General features: G+C 74.0%; 25 protein-coding genes. 12 read left to right on the top strand and 13 right to left on the bottom strand.

Annotated features, from left to right (window positions below; genetic code table 11):
- Positions 1 to 389: 389 nt before the first annotated feature.
- Genes ACR807_RS17460 through ACR807_RS17450 form a run of 3 tightly spaced genes read right to left on the bottom strand, consistent with a single transcriptional unit; the run spans position 390 to position 3,894 of the window.
- The gene (locus ACR807_RS17460; protein WP_438922384.1) at positions 390 to 2,699 is read right to left on the bottom strand and encodes an FtsX-like permease family protein; all 2,310 of its coding nucleotides are present in this window, start codon (positions 2,697 to 2,699) and stop codon (positions 390 to 392) included.
- Entirely contained in the window at positions 2,696 to 3,373 is a 678-nt protein-coding gene (locus ACR807_RS17455) for an ABC transporter ATP-binding protein (RefSeq protein ID WP_438922383.1), read from the bottom strand. The genes ACR807_RS17460 and ACR807_RS17455 overlap by 4 nt, the downstream gene beginning before the upstream one ends.
- On the bottom strand, positions 3,370 to 3,894 hold the full coding sequence (locus ACR807_RS17450; protein WP_438922382.1) for a PadR family transcriptional regulator: 525 nt from the start codon (positions 3,892 to 3,894) through the stop codon (positions 3,370 to 3,372). Before ACR807_RS17450 ends, ACR807_RS17455 begins: the two co-directional genes overlap by 4 nt.
- Before the next feature lie 152 nt (positions 3,895 to 4,046).
- On the opposite strand from ACR807_RS17450, the gene ACR807_RS17445 reads away from it, so the two are divergent.
- On the top strand, positions 4,047 to 4,583 hold the full coding sequence (locus ACR807_RS17445) for a CGNR zinc finger domain-containing protein (protein ID WP_438922381.1): 537 nt from the start codon (positions 4,047 to 4,049) through the stop codon (positions 4,581 to 4,583).
- A 9-nt stretch (positions 4,584 to 4,592) separates the two neighbouring features.
- Here the strand turns inward: ACR807_RS17445 and ACR807_RS17440 are convergent, their stop codons facing one another.
- Positions 4,593 to 5,849 (bottom strand): DUF445 domain-containing protein, encoded by a 1,257-nt coding sequence (locus tag ACR807_RS17440; protein WP_438922380.1) that lies wholly within the window; start codon positions 5,847 to 5,849, stop codon positions 4,593 to 4,595.
- Between the two features lie 29 nt (positions 5,850 to 5,878).
- Between ACR807_RS17440 and ACR807_RS17435 the strand changes: the two genes are divergently transcribed.
- Complete coding sequence (locus tag ACR807_RS17435; RefSeq protein ID WP_438922379.1) at positions 5,879 to 7,051, top strand: pyridoxal phosphate-dependent aminotransferase; 1,173 nt, start codon at positions 5,879 to 5,881, stop codon at positions 7,049 to 7,051.
- Positions 7,052 to 7,098: 47 nt separating this feature from the next.
- Here the strand turns inward: ACR807_RS17435 and ACR807_RS17430 are convergent, their stop codons facing one another.
- Positions 7,099 to 9,030 (bottom strand): NACHT domain-containing protein, encoded by a 1,932-nt coding sequence (locus ACR807_RS17430; RefSeq protein ID WP_438922378.1) that lies wholly within the window; start codon positions 9,028 to 9,030, stop codon positions 7,099 to 7,101.
- 73 nt (positions 9,031 to 9,103) lie between these two features.
- Between ACR807_RS17430 and ACR807_RS17425 the strand changes: the two genes are divergently transcribed.
- Entirely contained in the window at positions 9,104 to 9,820 is a 717-nt protein-coding gene (locus tag ACR807_RS17425; protein WP_438922377.1) for a TFIIB-type zinc ribbon-containing protein, read from the top strand.
- Here ACR807_RS17425 and ACR807_RS17420 read toward each other — a convergent pair.
- Positions 9,817 to 10,938, bottom strand: a complete 1,122-nt coding sequence (locus ACR807_RS17420; protein WP_438922376.1) for a methyltransferase domain-containing protein — start codon at positions 10,936 to 10,938, stop codon at positions 9,817 to 9,819. The two genes, ACR807_RS17425 and ACR807_RS17420, sit on opposite strands and share 4 nt — an antisense overlap.
- Positions 10,939 to 11,049: 111 nt before the next feature.
- Between ACR807_RS17420 and ACR807_RS17415 the strand changes: the two genes are divergently transcribed.
- From ACR807_RS17415 to ACR807_RS17395, 5 genes are all read left to right on the top strand, one after another.
- Entirely contained in the window at positions 11,050 to 11,424 is a 375-nt protein-coding gene (locus ACR807_RS17415) for a helix-turn-helix domain-containing protein (protein WP_438922375.1), read from the top strand.
- 5 nt (positions 11,425 to 11,429) lie between these two features.
- A complete protein-coding gene (locus tag ACR807_RS17410) occupies positions 11,430 to 12,125 on the top strand; it encodes a hypothetical protein (RefSeq protein ID WP_438922374.1) in 696 nt (231 codons plus the stop codon).
- A gap of 110 nt (positions 12,126 to 12,235) precedes the next feature.
- Positions 12,236 to 12,526, top strand: coding sequence for a DUF2516 family protein (locus ACR807_RS17405; protein ID WP_438922415.1), 291 nt, complete (start codon positions 12,236 to 12,238; stop codon positions 12,524 to 12,526).
- Complete coding sequence (locus tag ACR807_RS17400) at positions 12,520 to 13,182, top strand: alpha/beta fold hydrolase (RefSeq protein ID WP_438922373.1); 663 nt, start codon at positions 12,520 to 12,522, stop codon at positions 13,180 to 13,182. Before ACR807_RS17405 ends, ACR807_RS17400 begins: the two co-directional genes overlap by 7 nt.
- A gap of 9 nt (positions 13,183 to 13,191) precedes the next feature.
- Entirely contained in the window at positions 13,192 to 13,740 is a 549-nt protein-coding gene (locus ACR807_RS17395; RefSeq protein WP_438922372.1) for a type 1 glutamine amidotransferase domain-containing protein, read from the top strand.
- Positions 13,741 to 13,799: 59 nt separating this feature from the next.
- On the opposite strand, the gene ACR807_RS17390 is transcribed toward ACR807_RS17395, so the two are convergent.
- Positions 13,800 to 14,558: a MerR family transcriptional regulator gene (locus tag ACR807_RS17390; protein ID WP_438922371.1), complete on the bottom strand. Its 759-nt coding sequence runs from the start codon at positions 14,556 to 14,558 to the stop codon at positions 13,800 to 13,802.
- 71 nt (positions 14,559 to 14,629) lie between these two features.
- On the opposite strand from ACR807_RS17390, the gene ACR807_RS17385 reads away from it, so the two are divergent.
- A complete protein-coding gene (locus ACR807_RS17385) occupies positions 14,630 to 15,178 on the top strand; it encodes a YbaK/EbsC family protein (RefSeq protein ID WP_438922370.1) in 549 nt (182 codons plus the stop codon).
- Here ACR807_RS17385 and ACR807_RS17380 read toward each other — a convergent pair.
- Genes ACR807_RS17380 through ACR807_RS17360 form a run of 5 tightly spaced genes read right to left on the bottom strand, consistent with a single transcriptional unit; the run spans position 15,175 to position 19,192 of the window.
- Positions 15,175 to 16,245 carry an LOG family protein gene (locus ACR807_RS17380; RefSeq protein WP_438922369.1) on the bottom strand — a complete coding sequence of 357 codons (1,071 nt, stop codon included), beginning with the start codon at positions 16,243 to 16,245 and terminating at the stop codon, positions 15,175 to 15,177. The two genes, ACR807_RS17385 and ACR807_RS17380, sit on opposite strands and share 4 nt — an antisense overlap.
- A gap of 34 nt (positions 16,246 to 16,279) precedes the next feature.
- Entirely contained in the window at positions 16,280 to 17,158 is an 879-nt protein-coding gene (gene purU, locus ACR807_RS17375; protein ID WP_438922368.1) for a formyltetrahydrofolate deformylase, read from the bottom strand.
- Positions 17,159 to 17,170: 12 nt separating this feature from the next.
- On the bottom strand, positions 17,171 to 17,905 hold the full coding sequence (locus ACR807_RS17370; RefSeq protein WP_438922367.1) for a maleylpyruvate isomerase family mycothiol-dependent enzyme: 735 nt from the start codon (positions 17,903 to 17,905) through the stop codon (positions 17,171 to 17,173).
- Between the two features lie 10 nt (positions 17,906 to 17,915).
- On the bottom strand, positions 17,916 to 18,719 hold the full coding sequence (locus tag ACR807_RS17365) for a class I SAM-dependent methyltransferase (protein WP_438922366.1): 804 nt from the start codon (positions 18,717 to 18,719) through the stop codon (positions 17,916 to 17,918).
- Positions 18,698 to 19,192, bottom strand: a complete 495-nt coding sequence (locus tag ACR807_RS17360) for a DUF2505 domain-containing protein (protein WP_438922365.1) — start codon at positions 19,190 to 19,192, stop codon at positions 18,698 to 18,700. Before ACR807_RS17360 ends, ACR807_RS17365 begins: the two co-directional genes overlap by 22 nt.
- Here ACR807_RS17360 and ACR807_RS17355 point away from each other — a divergent pair.
- Together ACR807_RS17355 and ACR807_RS17350 are read left to right on the top strand one after the other, a co-directional pair.
- A complete protein-coding gene (locus ACR807_RS17355; protein WP_438922364.1) occupies positions 19,179 to 20,306 on the top strand; it encodes a UDP-N-acetylmuramate dehydrogenase in 1,128 nt (375 codons plus the stop codon). The genes ACR807_RS17360 and ACR807_RS17355 overlap by 14 nt on opposite strands.
- A 103-nt stretch (positions 20,307 to 20,409) precedes the next feature.
- Positions 20,410 to 21,405: a chymotrypsin family serine protease gene (locus ACR807_RS17350; RefSeq protein WP_438922363.1), complete on the top strand. Its 996-nt coding sequence runs from the start codon at positions 20,410 to 20,412 to the stop codon at positions 21,403 to 21,405.
- On the opposite strand, the gene ACR807_RS17345 is transcribed toward ACR807_RS17350, so the two are convergent.
- Positions 21,359 to 22,090 (bottom strand): SDR family NAD(P)-dependent oxidoreductase, encoded by a 732-nt coding sequence (locus ACR807_RS17345; protein ID WP_438922362.1) that lies wholly within the window; start codon positions 22,088 to 22,090, stop codon positions 21,359 to 21,361. The two genes, ACR807_RS17350 and ACR807_RS17345, sit on opposite strands and share 47 nt — an antisense overlap.
- 80 nt (positions 22,091 to 22,170) lie before the next feature.
- On the opposite strand from ACR807_RS17345, the gene ACR807_RS17340 reads away from it, so the two are divergent.
- A partial coding sequence (locus ACR807_RS17340) for a L,D-transpeptidase (protein ID WP_438922361.1) occupies positions 22,171 to 23,312 on the top strand: 1,142 nt, incomplete at its 3' end.

The following is a 23,312-nucleotide window of genomic DNA, read 5'->3' as shown; positions in this document are numbered from 1 at the left end:
CGGTCGCCCGCCTCGGTGTGCGGGACGTCGTGGGGGTGTTGGTGGGGAGAAATCGTCACACCTCTTCAGACGCTCGGAAGGCCGTTCGCGTGGCCTGCTTCCGCCGACCTGATCACGGTCCGGCGGAACAGGGCGGTGGAACAGGGCGGCGTGGACGGGGCGTGGAGGGAGTGGCGGGGACGGCGCGGCGTGGATGGGGTGGCGCGGACGGGGCGGCGCGGACGGGGTGGCGCGGACGGGGTGGCGCGGACGGGGTGGCGTGGACGGCGCGGCGTGGATGCGGGGGGCGGCTGAGGGGTAGGCGGTGGCTGGGGAGTGGGCGGTTGGGGGTGGGCGGCGCCGCCGCCGGGAGTCGGGGGGCTGGTCGGGGCGGCGCCGGATCGGGGTGGCTACTCCGAGCGCAGGCCCAGGGCGCCGGTGGCGCGGTACAGGGACGGCAGGGAGGCGATCGTCACCGCCACCACCAGGAAGGCGGCCGCGCCGGAGAGCAGGGCTATGCCCGGCCAGTCGAGGACGATCGGCTCGGAGATGATCCGCAGCAGGAGGACCGCCAGGCCACCGCCCACCGCGACCGCCACCACCAGGGCCAGCAGGAGCGGCACGGCGTTCTGCCACAGCAGCGAGCGACCCAGCGCGCCCCGCGGGACGCCGCTGGCGGCCAGCACCGCCAGGGGCCGGCGGCGTTCGCGGACCTGTTCCAGCGCCATGACCAGGAGGCTCGCGCCCGCCAGGAGGAGGGTGATCAACGACCCCGCCAGCAGGCCCTGCCGGATGCTGCGGAACTGCTCGACCTGGCGCGGGACGCCGGTCTCGCCGAAGTACGAGGTGTAGGTGCGCCACGTCATCGGGGCCAGGGCGTTGCGCACGTGCTCCGCGATGTCCGGTTGCGCCGGGTCGACGAGCACGACGATCGTGGAGTGGTCCGCGGTCGGCGGCACGTCGCCCAGCGCCGCCGGGGTGAGCATCAGGCCGAACCAGCGGTCGACCGTGTTCTCGATCCCCTCCACCACGGTGAACGGCGGCACGACCCAGTCGCGGACGCGCTTCTCGTCCTCGCCGTACCCCTGGGTGATCGTGGCCCGCTGACCCGGTTCGAGCGGCTGGTAGTCAGGTTCGTACGTCGTGCCGGGGTCGTCCGCGACGAAGAACGCGTCGCCGTCCCGGCACGACGGCAGGACCGCGCGGGTGCGCAGCGCCTCGCACGTGCCGACGGTCGCCCCCTGCTGGTCGGTCCCGCCCCGGGTGAACTGCACGGACCGCAGGGAGTGCACCCGCTCCACGCCCACCGAGCGCTCCAGCAGGCCCACGACCTGCTGCGTCATCTCGGGTGGCGCGTCGCGCACGCGGACCAGCATCCGGCCCTCGTCCACCTCCGACACGGGCCGGTCGACGAGCCTGCTCTCCGCGCTCGCCATCACCGACTGGAGCGCGATGCCGCCGGCCAGGACCACCGCCACGCCGCCCACGACGCGTGCCGCCGTGCCGCTCTCCAGTTGGAGCCGGCGGATCGCCAGCTGCCAGGACGGCGCCCCGCCGCGCAGCCGGCCCACGACCCGCTCGACCACCCACGGCAGCAGCACGGGGATGCCGAGCAGCAGCATCATGATGCCGCCGATCACGGCGGCCTCCGACACGTCGGCCTCCTCGCCGCCCAGCGCGCCGGTCTGCGTGAGCAGCGCCGCCGAGCCGATGAAGATCGGCAGCGTCCGCCACCACAGCACGCGGCGGACCGGCTTCGTGCGGCGCACCACGCCCAGCGGCTCGACGACCGTGCGGCGCATCGCCACCACGGAGGTCACCACCGCGAGCACCGGCACCAGCACGCCGATCAGCACCGCGAGCGGCAACGACGGGGTCAGGTCGCTCCCGAACACGCTGATGCCGAGGAGCCGGAGGTCCTCCACGAACAGCCGGCCGAACAGGAACAGCGCCACGCCCACCGCCAGGCCGACGAACGCGCCCAGCAGCGCCTCGCCCGCCGCGATCCGCCGCACGCGCTGCGCGCCCGCCCCGACCAGCCGCAGGGCCGCCAGCCTCCGGTCGCGCTCGGCGCCCGCGAGCCGGGTGCTGATCCCGACGAACACCAGCACCGGGAACAGCAGCGCCACCACGCCGACCATGACCAGCAGCAGGAGCACCGGGTCCAGCTCGCGCTCCCGCAGCTCGCCGCCGAACGCGACGACCGCCGACTCCGGGTCCCGCTGCACGGTCGCGTCGCCCGCGTAGAACACCTTGTCGTGCGGCGCGTTCAGGCCCTCCCGGCCGATGGTGCCGACCACCCGCTGCGGGAACCGGTCGCGCAGCAGCTCGCCCTCGGGCGACGCCAGCAGCTCGGCCAGCGCGGGCGACAGGAACACCTCGCCGTCGCCGGGCACCCCCGGCACGCCCGGCGGCACCGGCGCGGCGGCCCCCTCGGGCAGCAGGTACCACCCCGAGAGCGTCTCGCCCCGGTACTCGGTGTTGTAGAACGCCCGGTAGAGCACGTCCCGCCCGTCGACGGACCCGGCCTGCACGGCCTCGCCGGCGGCCGACCGCGCACCGCGCTCCGCCAGGATCGTCGTCATCGACGACGCGACCAGCAGCACGGCCACGCCGATGCCGATGCCGGCGCCGGTCAGCGCGAGGCGGACCCACGACGTGCGCCCGCCGCCCGTGGCCAACCGGACGCCGAGCGCCAGGTCGGACAGCCACCGCTTCACCTGGCCGGCTCCATCTCGCGCGAACGGCCGTCGCGCACCACGACCTCGCGGTCGGAGTAGGCGGCCACCCGCGCCTCGTGCGTCACCAGCACCACCGCGGCGTCGGTCTCCTTCGCCGCGCTGACCAGCAGCTGCATCACCCGCTCGCCGTTGAGCGAGTCGAGCGCGCCGGTCGGCTCGTCGGCGAACACCACGCGGGGCCCCGTCACCAGGGCGCGCGCCACGGCGACGCGCTGCCCCTGGCCGCCGGAGGTCTCGCCGGGCCGCTTGTCCGCGACGTCGGCGACCTCCAGCCGCTCCAGCCACTCGCGGGCCCGCGACTCGGCCTCCTTGCGCTTGACCGAACCCAGGCGCAGCGGCAGGGCCACGTTCTCCAGGCAGCTCAGCTCCGGCACCAGCTGCCCGAACTGGAACACGAACCCGAAGTCGGTGCGCCGCAGCTCGCTGCGCGCGCCGTCGCCCATCGCGCTCAGCTCCGCGTCGCGGTACCGGACGACGCCCGAGTCGGGGGTCAGGATGCCCGCCAGGCAGTGCAGCAGCGTCGACTTGCCGGAGCCCGAGGGCCCCATGACGGCCACGACCTCGCCCGCGTTCACCCGCAGCCCGGCGCCGTCCAGCGCGGGGGTGGGGCCGAACGACTTGCGCAGGTCGACCGCTTCCAGGATCGGGTTCACCGGGTCACCGCCGTCTTCAGCAGGCCGAGGCGCGCGGCGGTGAGCTCCAGCCAGCGCAGGTCGGCTTCGAGGTGGAACAGGGCGTGGTCGCAGATCAGCTGGTCGGCGAGGTCGCCGTCGGCCTTCCGCTTCGTCAGCTCGCGCATCGTGGCCAGGTGCGAGGCGCGCTGGACGTCGAGGACGTCGTCGGCGCTGCGGCCGGACAGCAGGGCGAGCACGACCTTCGCGTAGAGCGTGTTCTGGAGGTAGGGCTCGGGCTTCTCCGGCGTGCCCAGCCACTGCTCCACGTCGGTGACGCCCGCGTCCGTGATGGCGTACCGCTTGCGCTCCGGCCCGTCGCCCGCCTCGACGCCGGCCTCCTCGACGAGGCCGTTGCGGAGCAGGCGGGACAGCGTGGTGTAGACCTGCCCGTAGTGCAGCGGCCGGTCCTGGCCGAAGCGCTCGTCGTAGGCCCTCTTCAGGTCGTACCCGTGGCGAGGGCCCTTCTCCAGCAGGCCCAGCAGGGTGTGTCCGATCGACATGGGACCGACTATACACACGGTGTATACACCGGGTTCATAGCCCGATCGGAGGAATGGGGTCACTGCTCCGAACGGGCAACCGGGGTAACCGGTGAACTGTGGTCGGCGGTTACTTCGCCACATCGGGGCAAATCGACGCCTACAGTGGAGGGGTGACTGGTCTGGCGGCCGGCTGGGACCACGCAGCTCTTGCGCAGGGTCGAGCCGGCGATGCGGAACACGATGTGGAGCTGCTGCTCGCCTTCCTCAACACCCGGGACCTCGAACTCGGCACCGACGTCCTGGACAGCGCCGCCGCCTGGCGGGCGTGGGTCACCGAACGCGGCCTGGGCGCACCCGGCGACCTGACCGAGGTCCAGGCCGCCCGCGCCTCGCTGCGGGCCTCCCTCGGGGAGCGGCACGAGGGCCCGGACCCCACCCCCGCCGCAGGGCTCGTCCGGGTCGACCTCAGCCGCGGGGTGCCCACCATGTCCGGTGCCGACGCCCTGGGCGCGGTGCTCGGCGCGGCGGCGCGGCTCGCGGTCCTCGGGTCGTGGGAGCGGTTCAAGATCTGCCAGGCGGACGACTGCCGCTGGGCGTTCTTCGACCGCTCCCGGAACCGCTCGCGCACGTGGTGCTCGATGCAGACGTGCGGCAACCGGGAGAAGGCGCGCAACTGGCGGGAGCGGCGCGCGCTCAGCGTGACCTGAGGCCCGTCCTCACGTCACCAGCCGGCCGACGGTGTAGATCGCCAGGCCGGCGAGCGCGCCCACCACCGTGCCGTTGATGCGGATGAACTGGAGGTCGCGCCCCACCTGGAGCTCGATCTTGCGCGACGTCTCCTCGGCGTCCCAGCGCTCGACGGTGTCGGTGATCAACGTGGTGATCTCGTCGCGGTAGTGGGTCACCACGTACCCCGCCGCGCCCTCCAGCCAGCCGTCGACCTTGGCGCGCATCGACTCGTCCGCGACCAGCCGCGCGCCGAAGGACACCAGGCCCTCGCGCACCCGGCGGCGCAGCTCGGACGACGGGTCCTCGGCGGCGTCGAGCAGCATCTTCTTCGCCGTGCCCCACGCCGACCCGATGAGCCGCTGCACGTCGGGGTGGCCGACGACCTGCTGCTTGACCTGCTCGGCGCGCTGCATCGTGGCCGGGTCCGTCCGGAGGTCGGAGGCGAACTCGACCAGGAACTGGTCGACGGCCTGTCGCATCGGGTGGTTGACGTCGGTCTTCACCGCCCAGGCGAAGTTCAGCAGCTCGGTGTAGACCTTGTCGCCCAGCATCGAGTCGACGAACCTCGGCGACCACGACGGCGCGCGGTCCGACACCACGCCCATGACCTTGTCGTAGTTGTCGCGCACCCAGTCGTACGCCCGGTCGCACATGAGGTCCACGAGCTTGTGGTGCGCGCCGTCGCCCAGCACCTGCCCGAGCAGCGTGCCCAGCGGCGGGCCCCACGGCCGGTCCACGAGCCGCCGCACGACCGCCTGCTCGACGACCGCCTGCACGTCCTCGTCCCGCAGCACGGTCACCGCGCCCTTGACGACGTTGGCCAGCTCGGACGTGACGCGCTCGGCGTTCTCCGGCTTGACCAGCCACTCGCCGAGCCGGCGGCCGACGCCGACCCGGCGCAGCTTGTCCTTCACCACCGCCTCGGCCAGGAAGTTCTGCCCGACGAACGACCCGAGCGCGTCGCCGAAGGTGTCCTTGCGGGTCGGGATGATCGCGGTGTGCGGGATGGGCAGGCCCAGCGGCCTGCGGAACAGGGCGGTCACCGCGAACCAGTCGGCGAGCGCGCCCACCATGCCCGCCTCGGCGGCGGCGCGGACGTACCCGACCCAGGCCGGTCCGCCCTCCTCGAAGAGCAGGGCGACGACGAAGATCACGGTGGCCGCGAGGAAGAAGCCCGTCGCCACGAGCTTCATCCGGCGCAGGCCCTGGCGCTTGAGCTGGTCAGCGGCGGTCAGTTGCTCCACACCGCCATTGTCCGTGAAGATTCGGAGTCGTGCGGGAACCAGCGCTCGTGACCAGGATGAGGCCGTTCACCTCGACGATCTTCGCGGAGATGACCGCGTTGGCGAACCGGACGGGCGCGGTGAACCTCGGGCAGGGGTTCCCGGACACCGACGGCCCCGCGTCGATGCTGCGGGTGGCCAAGGAGTCGATCGACGCGGGCCTCAACCAGTACCCGCCGGGGCCGGGCACGCCGGAGCTGCGGCAGGCGGTCGTCGAGCACCGCGCCCGCTACGGCACCCACTACGACCCCGACACCGAGGTCCTGGTCACGGTCGGCGCCACCGAGGGCATCGCCGCCGCGCTGCTCGGGCTGGTCGAGCCCGGCGACGAGGTCCTGCTGGTCGAGCCGTACTACGACTCGTACGCGGCGTCCGTGGCGCTGGCCGGCGCGACCCGGCGGTCCGTGGGCCTGGTCGAGGAGCCCGGCACCGGCCGCCTGGGGCTGGACGTCGCGGCCCTGCGCGCCGCGGTCACGCCGAGGACCCGGGCGGTCCTGGTCAACTCGCCGCACAACCCGACCGGCACCGTGTTCACCCGCGACGAGCTGGCCGCCGTCGCGCGGCTGTGCGTCGAGCACGACCTGGTCGCGATCACCGACGAGGTCTACGAGCACCTGGTGTTCGACGACCGCGAGCACGTGCCGCTGGCGGCGTTCCCCGGGATGCGGGAGCGGACCGTGACGATCTCCGGCGCGGGCAAGTCGTTCAACTGCACGGGCTGGAAGATCGGCTGGGTGTGCGCGCCCGCCGCGCTGGTGGGCGCGGTGCGGGCGGCGAAGCAGTTCCTCACGTTCGTGGGCGGCGCGCCGTTCCAGCCCGCCGTGGCGCACGCCCTGCGCCACGAGCTGGGCTGGGTGGCCGACCTGCGCGCGTCGCTGGAGGACAAGCGGTCGCGGCTGTCGGCGGGGCTCGCCGAGGCCGGGTTCGCGGTGCGGCCCAGCGAGGGCACCTACTTCATCACCGCGGACGTCCGGCCGCTCGGCTTCACCGACGGCCTCCAGCTGTGCCGGGAGCTGCCGGGGCGGATCGGCGTCGCGGGCGTGCCGGTGCAGGTGTTCACCGACCACCCCGAGGCGTGGCAGCACCTCGTGCGCTTCGCGTTCTGCAAGCGCGACGAGGTGCTGGACGAGGCGATCCGGCGGCTGCACGGGCTGCGCCCCTGACCCCTGACCCCTGACCGCTGCCGGCCCGGCTGCCTGACCCCTGACCGCTAGGCGTCGGACTTCACCGGCCGGCGGGTGTCGGCGGCCAGCCGGTCCTGCACCAGGGCGTGCCGGAACTGGTAGGCCGCGCCCGCCTGCCGCAGCACGCCGAGCTTGCGCGCGTCCTCCAGGAACACGGTCAGCTCCCACGGCAGCTTCCCGCGCAGCGCGAGCCAGATCCGCGCGACCGTGTACCACCACCAGCGCAGGTGCAGCACGGACAGCGTGAAGCCGAGCATCAGGCCGCACGCCAGGCCCAGCCCGACCATGCCCGTCTGGTACGGCCCGAACACCAGGCCCGCCGCCGCGCCGAACACCACGGCCAGCACCAGCGAGCCGGTCCACACGGCGACCCGGTCGCGCGTCATCGTCCACTTCGGACTGGACGGGTGGCTCAGCTCGGCGGTGCTGCCCAGCGCGAACCGCAGGGCCACCGCCACCGCGATGCCCAGCCCGACGACCAGGCCCGCGGACAGCCCGTACAGGGCGCCGAACACCAGGCCGGCCGCCCCGCCGAGCACGCCGCTGACCACGACCAGGCTGCGCCACACCCCGAGCCGGGGCTTGCGCTCGCGCTGCCCGGACGCGTACAGCGCGGCCACCGCGACCGCCAGCCCGGCCACCAGGCCGGTGACCGGGGCCAGGTCCGGCGTGCTCGCGTACGCCATCAGCCACATCACGCCGAAGCCGCCGATCAGGCCCAGCACCAGCGCGCCGAGGAACGCCAGCCACGTGCGGCCGACCGCGCGCCGCAGGTCCCACCAGCCCAGTTCGCGCACGCCGCGCGCGTGCATCTCGCGGGCCAGGAACGCGAGCCACCGCCGTGCCCGGTCCTGCGGCCACACCTGGCTGGCCCGGACCCGGTGCGCCGCGCCCCGGTCGCCGAACGCGCCCGTGACCAGGGCGTCCACCAGGTGCTCCTCGACGGTGCGGCGGTCCGGGAAGCGGGTGCGGTCGAGCAGCTCGCTCGGCTCGCCGTGGGCGTACGCGCCGGCCGCGAGCCACACCGCGAGGGGCGTCGACAGCGCCTCGGCGAGCCGCCCGTCCGGCTCGTCGCGCAGGTGCAGGAAGATCGGCTCCCAGCGGGCCGCCGCCACCGGGTCCGAGGTGGACCGCAGGTAGCCCGCGATCTCCTCGTGGTCGAGCGGCTGGAGCTGCACCACGTGCGCGGCCACGACCTCCGCCCCGGTCTCCTCGAACTCGTCCGCCCGGCAGGTCAGCACCAGCGGGACGGTGTGCGGGAACGCCCGGTTGATGCGGTCCACGGCGTCCGCGCGGCGGTCGGCCGGGACCTGGTCGAGGCCGTCGAGCACCGGGAACACGCGCCGCTGCTCGACCAGCAGGTCACCCGCGTAGCTGCCGTACAGCTCGGTGTTGCGCAGCGCCGGGTGGTCCTCGTACAGGCGGCGGGTCATCCAGGTGCGCACGTCCTCCGCGTCCGGGTCCCAGGTGGACAGCGGCAGCAGGAACGGCACCGGCGCGCCGTCGGCGTGGCGGTCGAGCATGCCGAGGGTGAGCAGCATCACCGTCGTGCTCTTGCCCGCGCCGGCCTCGCCGAGGAACACCATGCGGCTGCTGCGCAGGAACGAGCCCACGACGGCGTCGCTGTGGCCCGGCTCGCCCTCGACCGCGCTCCAGTGCAGGTCGAGGAGGTGCTCGGACAGCCCGCGGGCGCGGCACTCCTCGTTCCACTGGCCGCGCAGGGCCTTGACGAGGTCGTTCGCGGCGGCGTCGAGGTTGGCGTCGGTGGCGAGGCCCGCGGCGCGCTTGCGGTGCAGCCACGGGTCCAGCGCGGCGAGCAGCGCCAGGAACCCGAGGGCCAGACCGGTCAGCCACAGGTCCGGGTCGATGCCGTGGTCGGTCACGAAGAGGCCGGCCACCGCGAGGACGGCGGCCAGCACGCACCCGATCAGCACGGCCCGTTGGCGGAATCTGGACACCTGGGCATCATGGCGGACCGGTCACCGAAGGTGGCGACGCGGTCACCCCTGTGTCGTGCGTACCCTCGAAGACGTGATCTGCCCGAAATGCCACGACCTGATGAGGACCATCAGCAGGGGGTCCGTGCACATCGAGCAGTGCGAGAGGTGCCACGGGGTCTTCCTCGACGGCGGCGAGCTGGAGCAGATCATCGCCGCCGAGCGGGCCCACTACGCGCTGCCGCACCAGGCGGCGGGTGCGCCGCCGCCCTACTCGCCGGTCCCGCACGGTCAGGTGCCCATGACGCCGGTGCCGATGACGCCCGTGCCGATGACCCCGGTGCCCATGACCCCGGTGACGTCGGTCCCGGTGGCGCAGGCGACCTCGGTGGTCCCGGTGCCGGAGGCGGTCGAGCAGCCGACGCAGCTCGCGCCCACCGCGCAGCCGGACCAAGGCCAAGGCCAGGACCAGGGCCAGGAGCGCGCGGACCAGCCGGACGAGCGGCCGGGCGACCCCGGTGACCGGGCCGGGCAGCCGGTGCCGGAACAGCAGGTGTCTGAACAGCCGGTTCCGGAACAGCCGGTGGTCGAGCAGCCGACGCAGGTCGCGCCCCCGCCCGCCGCGGAGCAGGGGCCGCCGCCGCCCTACCAGCCGCCGGCCGCGTACCAGCCCCCGCCCGGCGGTGCGGTGCCCGCCTACCAGCCCCCGCCCGGGAGCGCGCCCCCGCCGGCCGCGCACCCCGGGTACTACGCCCAACCGGGGTACCCGCCGCCGCGCCGGCGGAGCTTCCTCGAAGAGCTGCTCGACTAGAGCGACCAGGTCAGGTCGGTGCCGTCCAGCCGGAAGCGCTGCCCGTCCGGGCCCGCGGTGAACGCGAAGTGCTGCCGCCTCGGCTTGCCCAGCGTCTTCCACTGCCGGTAGGCGGCCTCGGCGACGTCCCACAGCGCGCGCGGGCCGCCCTGGTCGACCACCGCGCCCCGGTGGCGCGCCCACGAGCCGTCGGGGTGGACCAGGCGCACCGGGTCGCCGGCCACCGCCACGCCCGACAGCTCCAGCCCGGCGAAGAACTCGAAGCCGCTGGCCGGGTCCACGACGGCGCGCGCGGGCAGCAGGGTCGTCCGGGAGGTCCCCGCCGGCGCGGTCGCCGCCCCGACCAGCGGTTCCACCGCCCACGCCTGGTCGTGGGCGCGCAGCGGCATGAACCGGCCGTCCTCCGGCAGCACGCGGCCGGTCGCCACCCCGTCCCGCACGGTCAGCCGCACGAGGCCCGCGCCGATGGCCCGGGTGAACGTGGTCACGACGAGCCCGCCCGGCGCGGTCTGCTCCAGCCACGCGGTCGGCACCCGCGCCACCGCGCAGGTGCCGAGCACCCGGTCGTACGGGGCGCGCGGCGGGTGGCCCCGTTCGCCGTCGCCCTCCACGCACGTCGGGTGGTACCCGGCGGCGGTGAGCCGCGCCGTCGCCCTGGCCAGCACGCCGGGGTCCACGTCGATCGAGGTCACCGCGTCGTCGCCGAGCGCGTGGGCGAGCAGCGCGGCGTTGTAGCCGGTGCCGGTGCCGATCTCCAGCACGGTGTCGCCGGGCGCGGCGTCCAGCGCCTCCAGCATGATCGCCATGATCGTCGGCATGCTGGACGAGCTGGTGGGCACGCCGTGCACGGCACCGGTGGTGAGTGCTTGCTGCCACGCGCGGTCGTCGCCGTCGAGCTGGGTCACGCAGACCTGGTTCCGGTAGACCGCGGCCAGGTGGTCCGGGTGGTCCGCGGTGACCGCCTCCCACGCCCCGTCCGGGCGCTGGGCGAAGAAGCCCGGCAGGAACGCGTCCCTCGGGACCTGCCGAAACGCCGCGATCCAGTGCGGTGCGCGCAGCACGTTCACGGCGATGAGCGAGTCGACGAGCTCATCGCGGAGGTCTGCGGCGGGGTCCACGCCCCCACGGTAGCGCTGTGGGCGAGCACACGTGCCGATCGCTAGCAGCCCGCTTGCAACTGCTAGCACCCCCGGGTACCGTCGAATACGGATCGAGGAGGTGCCGCAAAGTTGGACAAGTCGATCGACGAGGCGGTGGCCGATCTCGGCCGCGGCATCGGCGAGTACATCCGCCAGCAGCGCAGCACCGCGAAGATCTCGCTGCGGCAGCTGGCCAAGCTCGCCGGCGTCTCCAACCCGTACCTCAGCCAGATCGAGCGGGGCCTGCGCAAGCCGAGCGCGGAGATCCTCCAGCAGATCGCCAAGGGTTTGAGGATCTCGGCCGAGGCGCTCTACGTCGAGGCCGGAATCCTGGAGCAGCGCGAGGGTGGGGCCCTGACCGACGCCATCGTCACCGCCCCGGACCTGACCGAGCGGCAGAAGCAGGTGCTGCTCGACGTGTACGAGTCGTTCCGGCGGGAGAACACCGCCGGTCAGGAGGAGTGAGTCCCATGCCGAACCTGCCCACCACCGAGGAACTGCGCAAGGCGGGCGAGCAGGCCGTGGCCGCCGCGCGCACCCCGCTGCTCGCCGCCCTGGGCGCCGGTGACCTGGCCGCGAAGGCCGTCATCGAGGCGCTCGGCAAGGCCCGCGAGCGCGCCGAGTCGGCGAAGACCGCCGCCGAGGCGGCCGACCTGAAGGACTTCCGCGACCGGCTCGACCCGGCCGAGCTGAAGAAGGTCGTCGACGCCTACACCCAGTCGGCGCTGAACCTCTACCAGTTCTTCGCCCAGCAGGGCGAGGAGGCGCTGGAGAAGCTGAGGACGCAGACCCAGCCGCAGCTCCAGAAGGCCCTGCACCAGGTCGAGGAGGCGGTCGAGGTCGCGCAGAAGCGCACCGGCGCCGCCGCCGCGGACGCCCGCGTGCTCGCCGACGACGTGCTCGGCAAGGTCACCCGCCGCACCCGCTCCGCCGGCGAGAAGGCCGCCGAGCAGGTCGAGGACGCCACCGAGAAGCTGGCCGAGGCCGTCGTCGAGGCCGGTGGCGAGGTCGCCCACGAGGTGCGCGCCACCACCCGCAAGGCGGCCACCCGGACCACCGCCGCCAAGCCCGCCGCGAAGCCCGCCACCCCGGCCAAGACCGCCGCCACCGGCACCGCGACCACGCGGTCGACCGCGGCGGGGAAGCCCGGCACCACCGGCAAGTGACCGCACCGAAACGGGGCGTCCCACCAGGGGCGCCCCGTTTCGGCTGTACCGGGAGCGCGCCGCGCACGTAGTCTGGGTGTGTGTTGCCCCCATTCCCGCCCTTCAGCCCGATGTACCTGGACTACTGGGTCATGTTCGCGGCGTACTACGCCGCGTTGGTCATGGGAGTGTTCGCGTTCGCGCACGCGCTCTCGCAGCGGGCCGACGCCTACACGGCGGCGGAGCGCATGACCAAGCCCGCGTGGCTCGGCATCACCGGCGGTGGCGCGTTCGCGCTGCTGCTGTTCCACCCCTTCTCGGCCGGCGCCATGTTCTGGCTCGCCGGCCTCGTCGCGGTCACCGTCTACGTCGTGGACGTGCGCCCGCGGCTCATCGAGGTCCAGCGCGGCCCGCGGTGGTGACCCACCGGGGCCACGGCTCCGGTCTTCCCGTCACCCTCGTCGGCCACGGCCTCGGTGCGACACCCGGTGAGGCGAGGCTGCCCGCCTCCGGCCTGCCGGGCACGAGGGTCGTGGTCACCCTCCCCTCCCACGGCGACGCGCCGGACGCCCCCGACGACTACTGGGACTACCGGCGGATCGCCGCCGACCTGCGCGGGGTCGCCCGCGAGACCGGGGCGACGCGCGCGATCGGCGTGTCCCTCACGGCGGGCGCCCTGCTCGCGCTGCTCGCCGACGAACCCGACGCGTTCGACCGGGTCGTGCTGCTGCTGCCCGCGGTGCTCGACGAGCCGCGACCGGCGCTCCCGCTCGACGACGTGGTCGACTCCGTGGGCGGCCCGCCGGACCACCGGGCCCGGCGTCGGGCGGCGTTCACCCGGCTGCGCGGCGCGCTCGACCGGCTCCCCGGGCAGGTCGCGGTACCCGACCGCGCCGCCCTGGCCCGGGTCACCGCCCCGGTGCTGGTGATCGGCGCGACCGAAGACCCGCTGCACCCGGAGGAGGTCGCGAAGCAGGTCGCCGCCGCGTTCCCGAACGGCCGGCTGGAGCTGGTGCCGTCCTGGTTGACGCACCGCGGTGACGTGCGCGCGTGGTTGGCCGACTTCCTGCACGGGTAGCCGAAGGCCATGGCCGAACAGAAGAAGATCGCGTTCCTGGTCAGCTCGGAGGGCATCGAGCAGGCGGAGCTGACCGATCCCTGGCAGCACGTCGAGAAGGCCGGTGCGGTGCCCAGGCTGCTCGCGCCGGAGCTCGGTGAGGTCCAGGCGTTCCACCACCTCACGCCCGCCGACCGGTTCACCGTCGACCTCACGTTCGCCCAGGCCGACCCGCACGACTACGACGGCGTGGTGATCCCGGGCGGGGTCGCGAACTCCGACTTCATCCGGATGGACGCCGACGCGGTCGGGTTCGTGAAGCGGTTCGTCGAGGCGGGCAAGCCGGTCGCCTCGATCTGCCACGGCCCGTGGCTGCTGGTCGAGGCCGACGTGGTGCGCGGCAAGATGCTCACCTCGTGGCCGAGCCTGGCGACCGACATCCGCAACGCGGGCGGCGACTGGGCGGACGAGGAGGTCCGCGTCTGCGACATGAACGGCTGGACGCTCGTGACCAGCCGCAACCCCGACGACCTGCCCGCGTTCAACCGCGAGGCGCTCAAGGCGTTCGGGCTCCAGTAGGAACACCGGGGTGACCGACCGCGGGGATGTGCACCTCCCCGCGGTCACCCCTCACCCGGCTACAGCCGGGCCCGCGCGTACGCGGCCACGGCGTCGCGGACGTACTCGGCGAAGCCCTCGGCGTGCGCGTCGAACCGCGCCTTGAAGTCCGGCGCGTCCACGTACAGCCGCCCCAGACCGGTGTAGGACTCCCGGTCCGGCGTCCAGCTCCGGCACAACCACGCGTGGTGCCGGTCGGTCACCTCCAGCGCCCGCGGCGAGTCGGGCGCGACGCCCGCGTCGAACAGCTCCGCGAACGCGGCCTCGATCCCGCGCCACTCGGCCGTGAACCCGTCGGCGTCGGCCTTCGTCCACGACCGCATCCGCTGCCTGCTCTCGTCGACGTGCGCCTGCGCGCCCTCGCCGCAGCGCTCCACCAGCTCCGCCTCGTAGCGGGCCTGCCGGTCGGCGTCGAACCCCTCGAACAGCTCTTCCACCTTCATGCGACCACCTCCTTCCAGTTCCTCGATCGTCCGGGAGACGGTCCGGGCCAGGGCCGCCAGCCGCTCCTGCTCCGCCGCCAGCCACCGCGCGTGGGTGCGCAGCACGTCGACGGTCGCGTGCCGCCCGTCCAGGACCTCGGCCACGGTGTCCAGGCCGAGCCCCAGGTCGCGCAGCAGCAGGACCCGCTGGAGCCGGAGCAGCTGCTCGCGCTCGTAGTACCGGTGGCCGTTGCCGCCGGTCCACGCCGGTGCGAGCAGACCGATCGCGTCGTAGTGCCGCAGCGTCCGCGACGTCACCCCCGACATCCGCGCGACCTGCGCGATCGACCAGGCCATTCCCGCCTCCCTCCCTGCCCGGACGACGCTAGGGGTTGACGCTGCGTCAACGTCAAGCCGCGTTTGGCAGGATGGTCGACGTGTGGACCATCGCCGGAACCCTGAGCCCCGTGCCCGCCCTCGACCGGCTCGACCTGGTCGCCGACCCGGTGGCGGTGGCGCTGCGGGCGATGGCCGACGCGGACCGGCTCGCGGTGGCGGAGATCGACGCCTCGCTGGCCGACACCGCCGAGTTCTGCGCGCACTACGGCGTGCCGCTGTCGGCGTCGGCGAACTGCGTGGTCGTCGCGGGCAAGCGCGGCGACGCGGTCCGGTACGCGGCGTGCGTCGTGCTCGCGACCACGCGGGCGGACGTGAACGGGGTCGTGCGCAAGCGGCTGGACGCGCGCAAGGCGTCGTTCGCGCCGATGGACGAGGCGGTGTCGCTGTCCGGCATGGAGCACGGCGGCATCACGCCCGTCGGCCTGCCCGCGGACTGGCCGGTGCTGCTCTCGCCCGAGGTGGCCGCCGCGCCGGAGCTGATCATCGGCGGCGGCGTGCGGGGCAGCAAGCTGCTGGTGCCGGGCGACGTGCTGGCGAAGCTGCCGGGCGCCGAGGTCGTCGAGGGCCTGGCCCGCTAGGCGTCCGCGTACTCGCGCAGGAAGGCGACCGCCTCGTCCTGGTCGTCGGTGACCAGGACCCAGCGCTCCGCCTCGCGCCCGCGCGCCAACCGCTGCACGAGAGGTGCGGCGGGCACCTCGTCCACCCAGAAGTCCCGGCCCAGGAACACCATCGGCGCGGCCGGGCCGACCGAGCCGTAGTGGTTCTGGCAGTAGTCCTGGAAGACCTCCTGCACGGTGCCCGCGCTGCCCGGCGTGTAGACGATCCCGCCGGTGGCGATGGTGAGCAGGCCGTCCTCGCGCACCGAGTTCGCGAAGTACTTGGCGTGCAGCTCGCACGCCGGGTTCGGCGGCTCGTGCCCGTAGAACCAGGTGGGGATGCCGATCGTGCGCGGCCGTCCCGCCACCGGCAGGTCGGTCGGGAAGGCGGCCAGCCAGCGGCCGACGGACTCGGCGTCGTGGCCGAACCCGGGCACCTTCGCGAGGTCCTTGAGCACGCCGTCGTCCACGCCGACCCGCACGCCCAGCGGCACGGCCTCCATCACGCCGGGCCCGCCGCCGGTCAGCACGGTGAACCCGGCCTCGCCGAGACCCGCGCCCAGGGCCGCCGCCCGCCGGTAGCCGTCGGTGCCGCGCGCCACGGCGTGCCCGCCCATCACGGCGACGGGGCGCTCGGGCAGCGCGTCGGCCAGCGCCTCGGTGATCGCGTGGTCGTGCAACCGCTCGGCCAGCGCGTGCAGCGGGTCCGGGTTGTGCCCCTGTGCCCGGCTGTGCCGGTAGGTCCGGGCGTCCGGCGTGTCCGCGTAGGACGCGGGGTCGTCGGGGTCGAAGCCCGCGAACAGCTCGGCCGGGGTGTAGAGCCGCGACCGGTACACGTCGTACGGCAGGTCCGGGATGGCGGGGAACACCAGCGCCCCGGCCGCCGCCGCCCGCCGCTGGCCGACCGGCGACAACGCGCAGCCGAGGAACAGCGCGCCGTCCACCGGCGCCCGCAGGTCGACGCCGGTCAGGTCCAGGCCGACCAGGACGGCGCCCCGCAGGTCACCCGCGGCGAGGACCCGGTCGAGGTCGGTGTACTCGGTGCGCACCGCGGCAGCCTACGTCCCGGCCGCGCGGCGGGGCTCAGAAGATGACCGTGCGGGTGCCGTGCACCAGCACCCGGTCCTCCAGGTGCCACCGCAGGCCGCGCGCCAGGACGACCTTCTCGATGTCCCGGCCCTTGCGGACCATGTCCGGCACCGAGTCGTCGTGGTCCACCCGGATCACGTCCTGCTCGATGATCGGCCCCTGGTCGAGCTCGGCCGTCACGTAGTGGCACGTCGCGCCGACGAGCTTCACCCCGCGCAGGTGCGCCTGGTGGTACGGCCGCGCGCCGATGAACGACGGCAGGAAGCTGTGGTGGATGTTCAGCGCCCGCCCGGCCCAGTCCGCGCACAGCTCGGTCGGCAGGACCTGCATGAACCGCGCCAGTACCACGGCGTGCGGGTCGTGCGCGTCCACGAGCTGCCGCAGCTGCGCGAACGACGCCCGCTTGCCCTCCGGGTCGTTGGCCGGGAACGGCACGTGGTGGAACGGGATGCCGTGCGCGCGGGTGATGCCGGCCAGGTCGGCGTGGTTGCCGATGACCGCGGCGACCTCGACGTCCAGCTCGTGCGAGGCGACCCGGCCGAGCAGGTCGTACAGGCAGTGCCCCTCCTTGGACACGAGGATCACCACGCGCCGCTTCTCGCCGGTGTCGCCCACCCGCCACGACCCGGGCGTCGCGCCCAGGTCCCGCGCCACCACCGCGAACCGGGACCGCAGCTCGTCCACGTCGAACGGCAGCGAGTCCGCGCGCACCTCCTGGCGGGTGAAGAACCAGTTCGTGGCGGGGTCGGTGTGGTACGCCGCCTCGACGATCCACCCGCCGTGCTCCGCCAGGAACGAGGAGATCCCCGCCACGATGCCGGTGCGGTCGGGGCAGCCGAAGGTGATCACGAAGCGTCGTTCGGGGAGAGGCACGCCCGGAAGTATCTACGGTCGGGGCAGCGAATCCAGCAGCGACCTGTCACCCGATGCGATGGCCCCGCTCGGCCGGCCCCACACCGCCCGGTACAGCGCGTCGGCCGTGCCGGCCAGCACGAAGTCCTCGTCGGTGCCCGAGTCGGTGACCGGCCCGACGGCCGGCGGCTCGCCGGGGGTGAGCCGCACCTCCCACGTGCGGCCCGCGTCGGCGGCGTGGAACAGCAGCCGCCCGGCCCGGTCGACCGGCTTGCGCCCGGCCATGTACGGCGAGAGCACGCCCAGCAGCTCGTCCACGCCGTCGGCGGCGAACTCCACGTCGAACAGCAGCGACGGCACCTCGCCGCCGTGCAGCGCGTGCTCGGCGTCCAGGCGGTGGATCGCGGTCTCGTGCGCCTGCCGGCGGGACCAGAACGCGAACGTCCCCGGCCCGGTCATCGTCCAGGCCGGCGTGTTGGACGTGGTGCCCGCCAGGGTGTCGGCCAGCTCGGTGACCCGCGCGGTCCACCAGTCCAGCAGCTCCGACCAGCCGGCGGGGCGCTCGTCGAACTGCGGCCGCTCACCGTCCGGCGGCGTGGCCAGGGCCTTCAGGGTCCACGAGTGCGTGCGACCCAGGTGGTCGACCAGGTCCTTGACCGTCCACCCCGGGCAGGTCGGCACCGGCGCGTCCGGCCCGGCGGCCTCGGCCGCGGCGCGCAGCGCGGTGTACTCGGTCCTGAGGTGCTCCACGAAGTCCGCGTGATCCACACCGCACACCCTAGGGACTCACCGCGTCCCAGCGCACCGTGACCTCGCCGAGCCGCCACCGCCGCCGGTCGTCCAGCACGGGCCAGCCGCGGCCCGCGAACAGCCGCACCGCCTCCACCCAGCGGGCGCGCGGCCCGTACGGCGCGAACGGCGCGGCGGTGGCCCAGCACGCGTCCAGCTCGCCCAACAGGGCGTGCACCCGCTCACCGGGCACGTTGTGGTGGATCAACGCCTTCGGCAGCCGTTCGGCCAGGTCGGACGGCGCCTCCAGGTCGGCGGGCAGGCAGGACAGCGTGAACGTGCGCGGACCGCCCGCGTCCAGCGCCACCCAGCAGCAGCGGCGGCCGATCTCGTCGCACGTGCCCTCGACCAGCACCCCGCCCGGTGCGAGCCGGCCCAGCATCGTCGCCCACGCCTCGGCGGCCTGCTCCTCGGTGTACTGCCGCAGCACGTTGAACGCGCGCAGCAGCACCGGCCGGGCGCCCGCCAGCTCGAACCCGCCGCGCCGGAAGTCCAGCCGGGGCGGGTCGGCGACCTCCTTGCCCGCGGCGACCCGTTCGGCGTCCAGTTCCAGCCCGAGCACGCGCACGCCCGGGTTCACCGCGCGCAGCCGCGCGGCCAGCTCGACGGTGGTGACCGGGGACGAGCCGTAGCCGAGGTCCACCACCAGCGGGTCCCCGTCGAGGAGCAGGTCGCGGTGGGCGTGCGCCACCCACCGGTCGACCCGGCGCAGGCGGTTCGGGTTGGTCGTGCCCCTGGTGGGCAGGCCGAGCGCGCGGGCCCGGCCCGCGGCTAGGCGCGGCGTGCGAGCCATTCGGCGGTGAACCCGCTCTCCTTGTCGAGCAGCACGGCGACCTGTTCGGCGATCAGCGCCTCGACCTTGCCGCCCACGAACGGGATGCCGACCTTGGCCTGGCCGACGAGGGTCATCTCACTCCCGGAGCCGGTGTCGGCGAGCGTGATGGTGCCCTCCAGGCGGCCCGGCACGCCGTTGAGGAGGCCCTCGATGGTGCCGGTGAGGCCCGCCTCGGTCCACGTCTCGGTGCGCGTGATCACCAGGTCGCCGCCGAGCACGCCGCGGGCGAACGACGGCAGGTGCTCCGCCGCCACGCCCTGCTTGAGCTGGTACGTCGTGCTCCGGTCCGTCTTCGCGAACGCGACCAGCTCGGCGTCCCGGCCGCCCAGGACGGCCAGGCGGTCCCGCAGGTACCCCTCGTCGACGAGGGCGGCGTACACCTCCGCCGCAGGTCGTGGTGACGTCGTTCGGTGCTCGATGCGGCGTGCCATGGCGCGGAGGCTACCGTTGACGCCCGTGACCACCCCGCTGTCCAGTGCTCAGGTGCGCGCCAGGGTGCCGCTCGCCGAGTGCACCACGCTACGGCTCGGTGGCCCGGCCGCGCGGTTCACGCGCGCCACCACAGCCGCCGAGCTCGTCGAGACCGTCCGCGCCCTGGACGCCGCCGGTGACCCCGTGCTGCTCCTCGGGGGCGGGTCGAACCTGGTGGTCGCCGACGCCGGGTTCGCGGGCACCGTCGTGCAGGTCGGCACGTCCGGCCGCCGCCTCGACCCGCTCGGCGACGGCCTCGTGCAGCTCACCGTCGAGGCGGGCGAGGACTGGGACTCGGTCGTCGCCGAGGCCGTCGGGCAGGGCCTGGGCGGGCTGGAGTGCCTGTCCGGCATCCCCGGCCTGGTCGGCGCGACGCCCGTGCAGAACGTCGGCGCGTACGGCGTCGAGATCTCCCAGGTGCTGACCTCCATCGACCTGCTCGACCGCCGCACGGGTCGCGTGCAGCAGATGTCCGCCGACGGCCTCGGCCTCGCCTACCGCACGTCCGTCCTGAAGGGAACGGACCGCGCGGTCGTGCTGCGCGCCCGCTTCGCCCTCACCGCGGGCGGCCAGTCCGCCCCGATCCGCTACGCCGAGCTGGCCCGCGTCCTGGGCGTCGCGCAGGGCGACCGGGTGCCCGTGGACGCGGCCCGCGCGGCCGTCCTCGACCTGCGGCGCGGCAAGGGCATGGTGCTCGACCCGGCCGACCACGACACGTGGAGCGCGGGCTCGTTCTTCACCAACCCGCTGCTGGACGACTCGACGCTGGCCGGTGTGCTGATCCGGGTCGCCGAGCGCCTCGGGCCGCACGTCGACGTGCCGACCTACCCGGCGGGCGCCGGGTTCGCCAAGCTGTCGGCCGCGTGGCTGATCGAGCGGGCCGGGTTCGCGCGCGGTCACGCCGGGCACCGCGTGGCGCTGTCGTCGAAGCACACGCTGGCGCTGACCAACCGGGGCGGGGCGTCCACCGAGGACCTGCTCGACCTGGCCCGCGAGGTGCGCGACGGGGTGCGTTCGGCGTTCGGCGTGGAGCTGCACCCGGAGCCGGTGATGGTGGGCTGCGAACTGGGGTGACGCGCCGCCACCGGACAGGCTCAACGGCCGAACGGGTGACTCCGTGTGACGAAAGCTCACTCCGCGCGTTTCATGGTGGTAGAGGCACCTGTTGGAGGTCGTCATGGCCTACCCGGACGACGAGCGCGCGGCCGTCAGACCGATCAAGAGGCTGGTCGAGGACGACTTCCTGGGCCGGCCGGGCGTGGTGGGCGTGGACCTCGGCGAGAAGGTCGTCCGCGGCCGGGTGACGGGTGAGCTGGCGATCGTCGTGTACGTGCGGCGCAAGGGCCCGGCCGCGCAGTTCACGATCCCGCCGGACGTGCTGGGCGTGCCCACGGACGTGGTGCAGGACGCGTTCTCGCCGCACCACACCATCGCCTCGTCGGAGGGCGTGAACGGCGCGGAGCGGCACGAGGAGCTGGTCGGCGGCATCGGGATCGGGCCCAGCCGGGCGATCCGGTTCGTGCCGCCGGACGTGGCCGTGGTGGACGACTACGTCGTCGCGGGCACGCTGGGCGCGCTGGTCACGCCGCGCCGCCGGCGGATGGTGATGGCGCTGACCTCGTTCCACGTGGCCTGCGTGGACGACGCGTGGGCGGTCGGCGACCCGATGGTGCACCCGTCCCGGGTGGACGGCGGGCACCCCGTGCGCGACCGGGTGGGCGCGTTGGCGCGGGCCGCGCTGTCCGGCCGGGTGGACGCCGCCGCGATCATGCTGACCCGGGCGCGGGCGCGGCCGGAGGTCCTGGGGCTGGGGCCGGTGCTGGGCGCGGGCGCGGCGGTGGTCGGGCAGCGGGTGCGCAAGCGCGGTCGCACGACGGCCGCCACGGTGGGCGTGGTCGCGTCCACGGACGCGGCGATCACGCTGGACTTCGGCGTCGGGCTCGGCGTGCGGACCCTGCGCGACCAGATCCGGATCGAGACGCCCCGGTTCGCCGACCACGGCGACTCCGGGGCGGTGCTGCTCGACGACGCCAACCTGGTCGTGGGCCTCTACTGCGGCGGGAGCCCGGACCGGGGGTTCGCGAACCCCGTCGGCCCGGTGCTCGACCAGCTCGACGTGGACCTGCTCACCCCCGGTGCACGCGGGACGCCGACGCCTGGGCGCGGGGCTTGAGCTCGATCCGGTCCAGGTTGACGTGCGACGGCCGGGTGACCGCGAACGCGATGACGTCGGCCACGTCGTCCGCGGTCAGCGGGACCACGCCCTGGTAGACGGCGGCGGCGCGGGTGGTGTCGCCGTCGAAGCGGTTGACCGAGAAGTCCGTCTCGACCATGCCCGGCAGGATTTCGGTGACCCGCACGGGCTGCCCGAGCAGCTCGCCGCGCAGGGTGCGGTGCAGCGCCGACTGGGCGTGCTTGGCCGAGGTGTAGCCGGAGCCGTTGTCGTACGCCTCGAACGCGGCGACCGAGGTCACGGTGACGATGTGGCCGTCGCCGGAGTCGACGAGCTTCGGCAGCAGGCCCTTGGTCAGGCGGAGCGTGCCGAGGACGTTCGTCTCCCACATCCAGCGCCAGTGGTCCTCGTCGGCCTCGGCGACGCTCGCCAGGCCGCGCGCCCCGCCCGCGTTGTTGACCAGCACCTTCGCCGACGGGACGGCGTCGAGGAACGCCGCGACGGAAGAAGCGGACGTGACGTCCAGTTCAATCGCGGTCCCGTCCACCTCGGCCGCGATAGTCTTGAGGAGGTCCAACCGCCGGGCGCCCAGCACCACGTGGAAGCCCTCGGTGGCGAGCCTGCGGGCGGTGGCCTCACCGATTCCCGCGCTGGCTCCGGTCACGACTGCGATAGGACGGTTCACGACACCGATCCTAGGTGTGTGACACAGGTCACTTGCACCGAAAGGCCGTGCCGGACGTCCTTCCACCAGGAGGTCGCAACGTGCGTAGGAGATTGGCCGCACTGCTGGCCGGCGTGGCGCTGCTCGCCGGCTGCTCGGCGGACGTGCAGCAGGGCACCGCGAAACCGGCGGGCGGCGACAACCCGCCCGTCGCGAAGTTCACCACCGCGCCCGCGGACGGCGCCGCCGACGCGCCGGTGAACGCGCCGGTGCGGGTCACCGTGGCCGAGGGCACCATCGACGAGGTCACGCTGACCAACCCCGAGGGCAAGGCCGTCGCGGGCGAGGTCGCGGACGACAGGAAGTCGTGGACGACCACCGAGGTGCTCGGGTACGGCAAGAGCTACACCTACGCCGGCCGGGCCACCGGCACCGACGGCAAGCCGGTCGAGCTGAAGGGCGCGTTCACCACGGTCACGCCGACCAGCGAGGTGCGCGCCACGCTGTTCCCCGGCGACAACGACGTGATGGGCGTCGCCGTGCCGATCAAGGTCGAGTTCGACGTGGACGTCGCCGACCGGGCCACCGTCGAGAAGGCGCTCACCGTGACCAACTCGGCGGGCGTGCAGGGCAGCTGGGCGTGGCTCAACCCCCGCGAGGTGCACTACCGGCCGGAGAACTACTGGCCCGCGAACACGAAGATCAAGGTCGAGGCGAAGCTCTACGGCGTCCCCTACGGCGGCGGCGCGTACGGCCGCGCGGACGTGACCAGCGACTTCACCATCGGCCGCAACCAGGTCGTGAAGATCGACAACCCGACGCACCAGCTCGTCGTGCAGCGGGACGGGCAGACCGTGGCGAGCTACCCGGCGTCGTTCGGCAAGCCCGACGACGCCGAGCTGACCACGCCGAACGGCACGTTCGTGGTGATGCAGAAGTTCGAGCAGTTCAGCTTCGACAACCCGCGCTACGGCTACACCAACGTGCTGAAGAAGTGGGCCGTCCGGTTCTCCAACCACGGCGAGTTCATCCACGAGAACAACGACAACGCGGCCAACATCGGCTCGAACAACACCTCGCACGGGTGCGCGAACCTGCTGGAGGCCGACGCCAAGGCGTACTACGACAGCGCGCTGGTCGGCGACCCGGTCGAGGTGACCGGCTCGATCACCACGCTGCCCGCGCAGTACGACTGGTACGACTGGCAGGTCCCGTGGGCGCAGTGGCAGACCATGTCCGCGCT

The organism is Saccharothrix sabaoui (genome assembly GCF_051756985.1).
Lineage (GTDB): Bacteria > Actinomycetota > Actinomycetes > Mycobacteriales > Pseudonocardiaceae > Actinosynnema.
The sequence above is the reverse complement of the archived record's forward strand: the minus strand, read 5'-3'. Positions and strand labels throughout refer to the sequence as shown.

What these genes read in the sequence shown, in the direction of transcription:
- ACR807_RS17450 (WP_438922382.1), bottom strand. Translation starts at nt 3,894, where the DNA reads ATGTCGATCGGACACACCCTGCTGGGCCTGCTGGAGAAGGGCCCTCGC.
- ACR807_RS17410 (WP_438922374.1), top strand. Translation starts at nt 11,430, where the DNA reads ATGCCGAACCTGCCCACCACCGAGGAACTGCGCAAGGCGGGCGAGCAG.
- ACR807_RS17405 (WP_438922415.1), top strand. Translation starts at nt 12,236, where the DNA reads ATGTACCTGGACTACTGGGTCATGTTCGCGGCGTACTACGCCGCGTTG.
- ACR807_RS17395 (WP_438922372.1), top strand. Translation starts at nt 13,192, where the DNA reads ATGGCCGAACAGAAGAAGATCGCGTTCCTGGTCAGCTCGGAGGGCATC.
- ACR807_RS17390 (WP_438922371.1), bottom strand. Translation starts at nt 14,558, where the DNA reads ATGGCCTGGTCGATCGCGCAGGTCGCGCGGATGTCGGGGGTGACGTCG.
- ACR807_RS17385 (WP_438922370.1), top strand. Translation starts at nt 14,630, where the DNA reads ATGGTCGACGTGTGGACCATCGCCGGAACCCTGAGCCCCGTGCCCGCC.
- ACR807_RS17365 (WP_438922366.1), bottom strand. Translation starts at nt 18,719, where the DNA reads ATGGCTCGCACGCCGCGCCTAGCCGCGGGCCGGGCCCGCGCGCTCGGC.
- ACR807_RS17355 (WP_438922364.1), top strand. Translation starts at nt 19,179, where the DNA reads ATGCGGCGTGCCATGGCGCGGAGGCTACCGTTGACGCCCGTGACCACC.
- ACR807_RS17360 (WP_438922365.1), bottom strand. Translation starts at nt 19,192, where the DNA reads ATGGCACGCCGCATCGAGCACCGAACGACGTCACCACGACCTGCGGCG.
- ACR807_RS17350 (WP_438922363.1), top strand. Translation starts at nt 20,410, where the DNA reads ATGGCCTACCCGGACGACGAGCGCGCGGCCGTCAGACCGATCAAGAGG.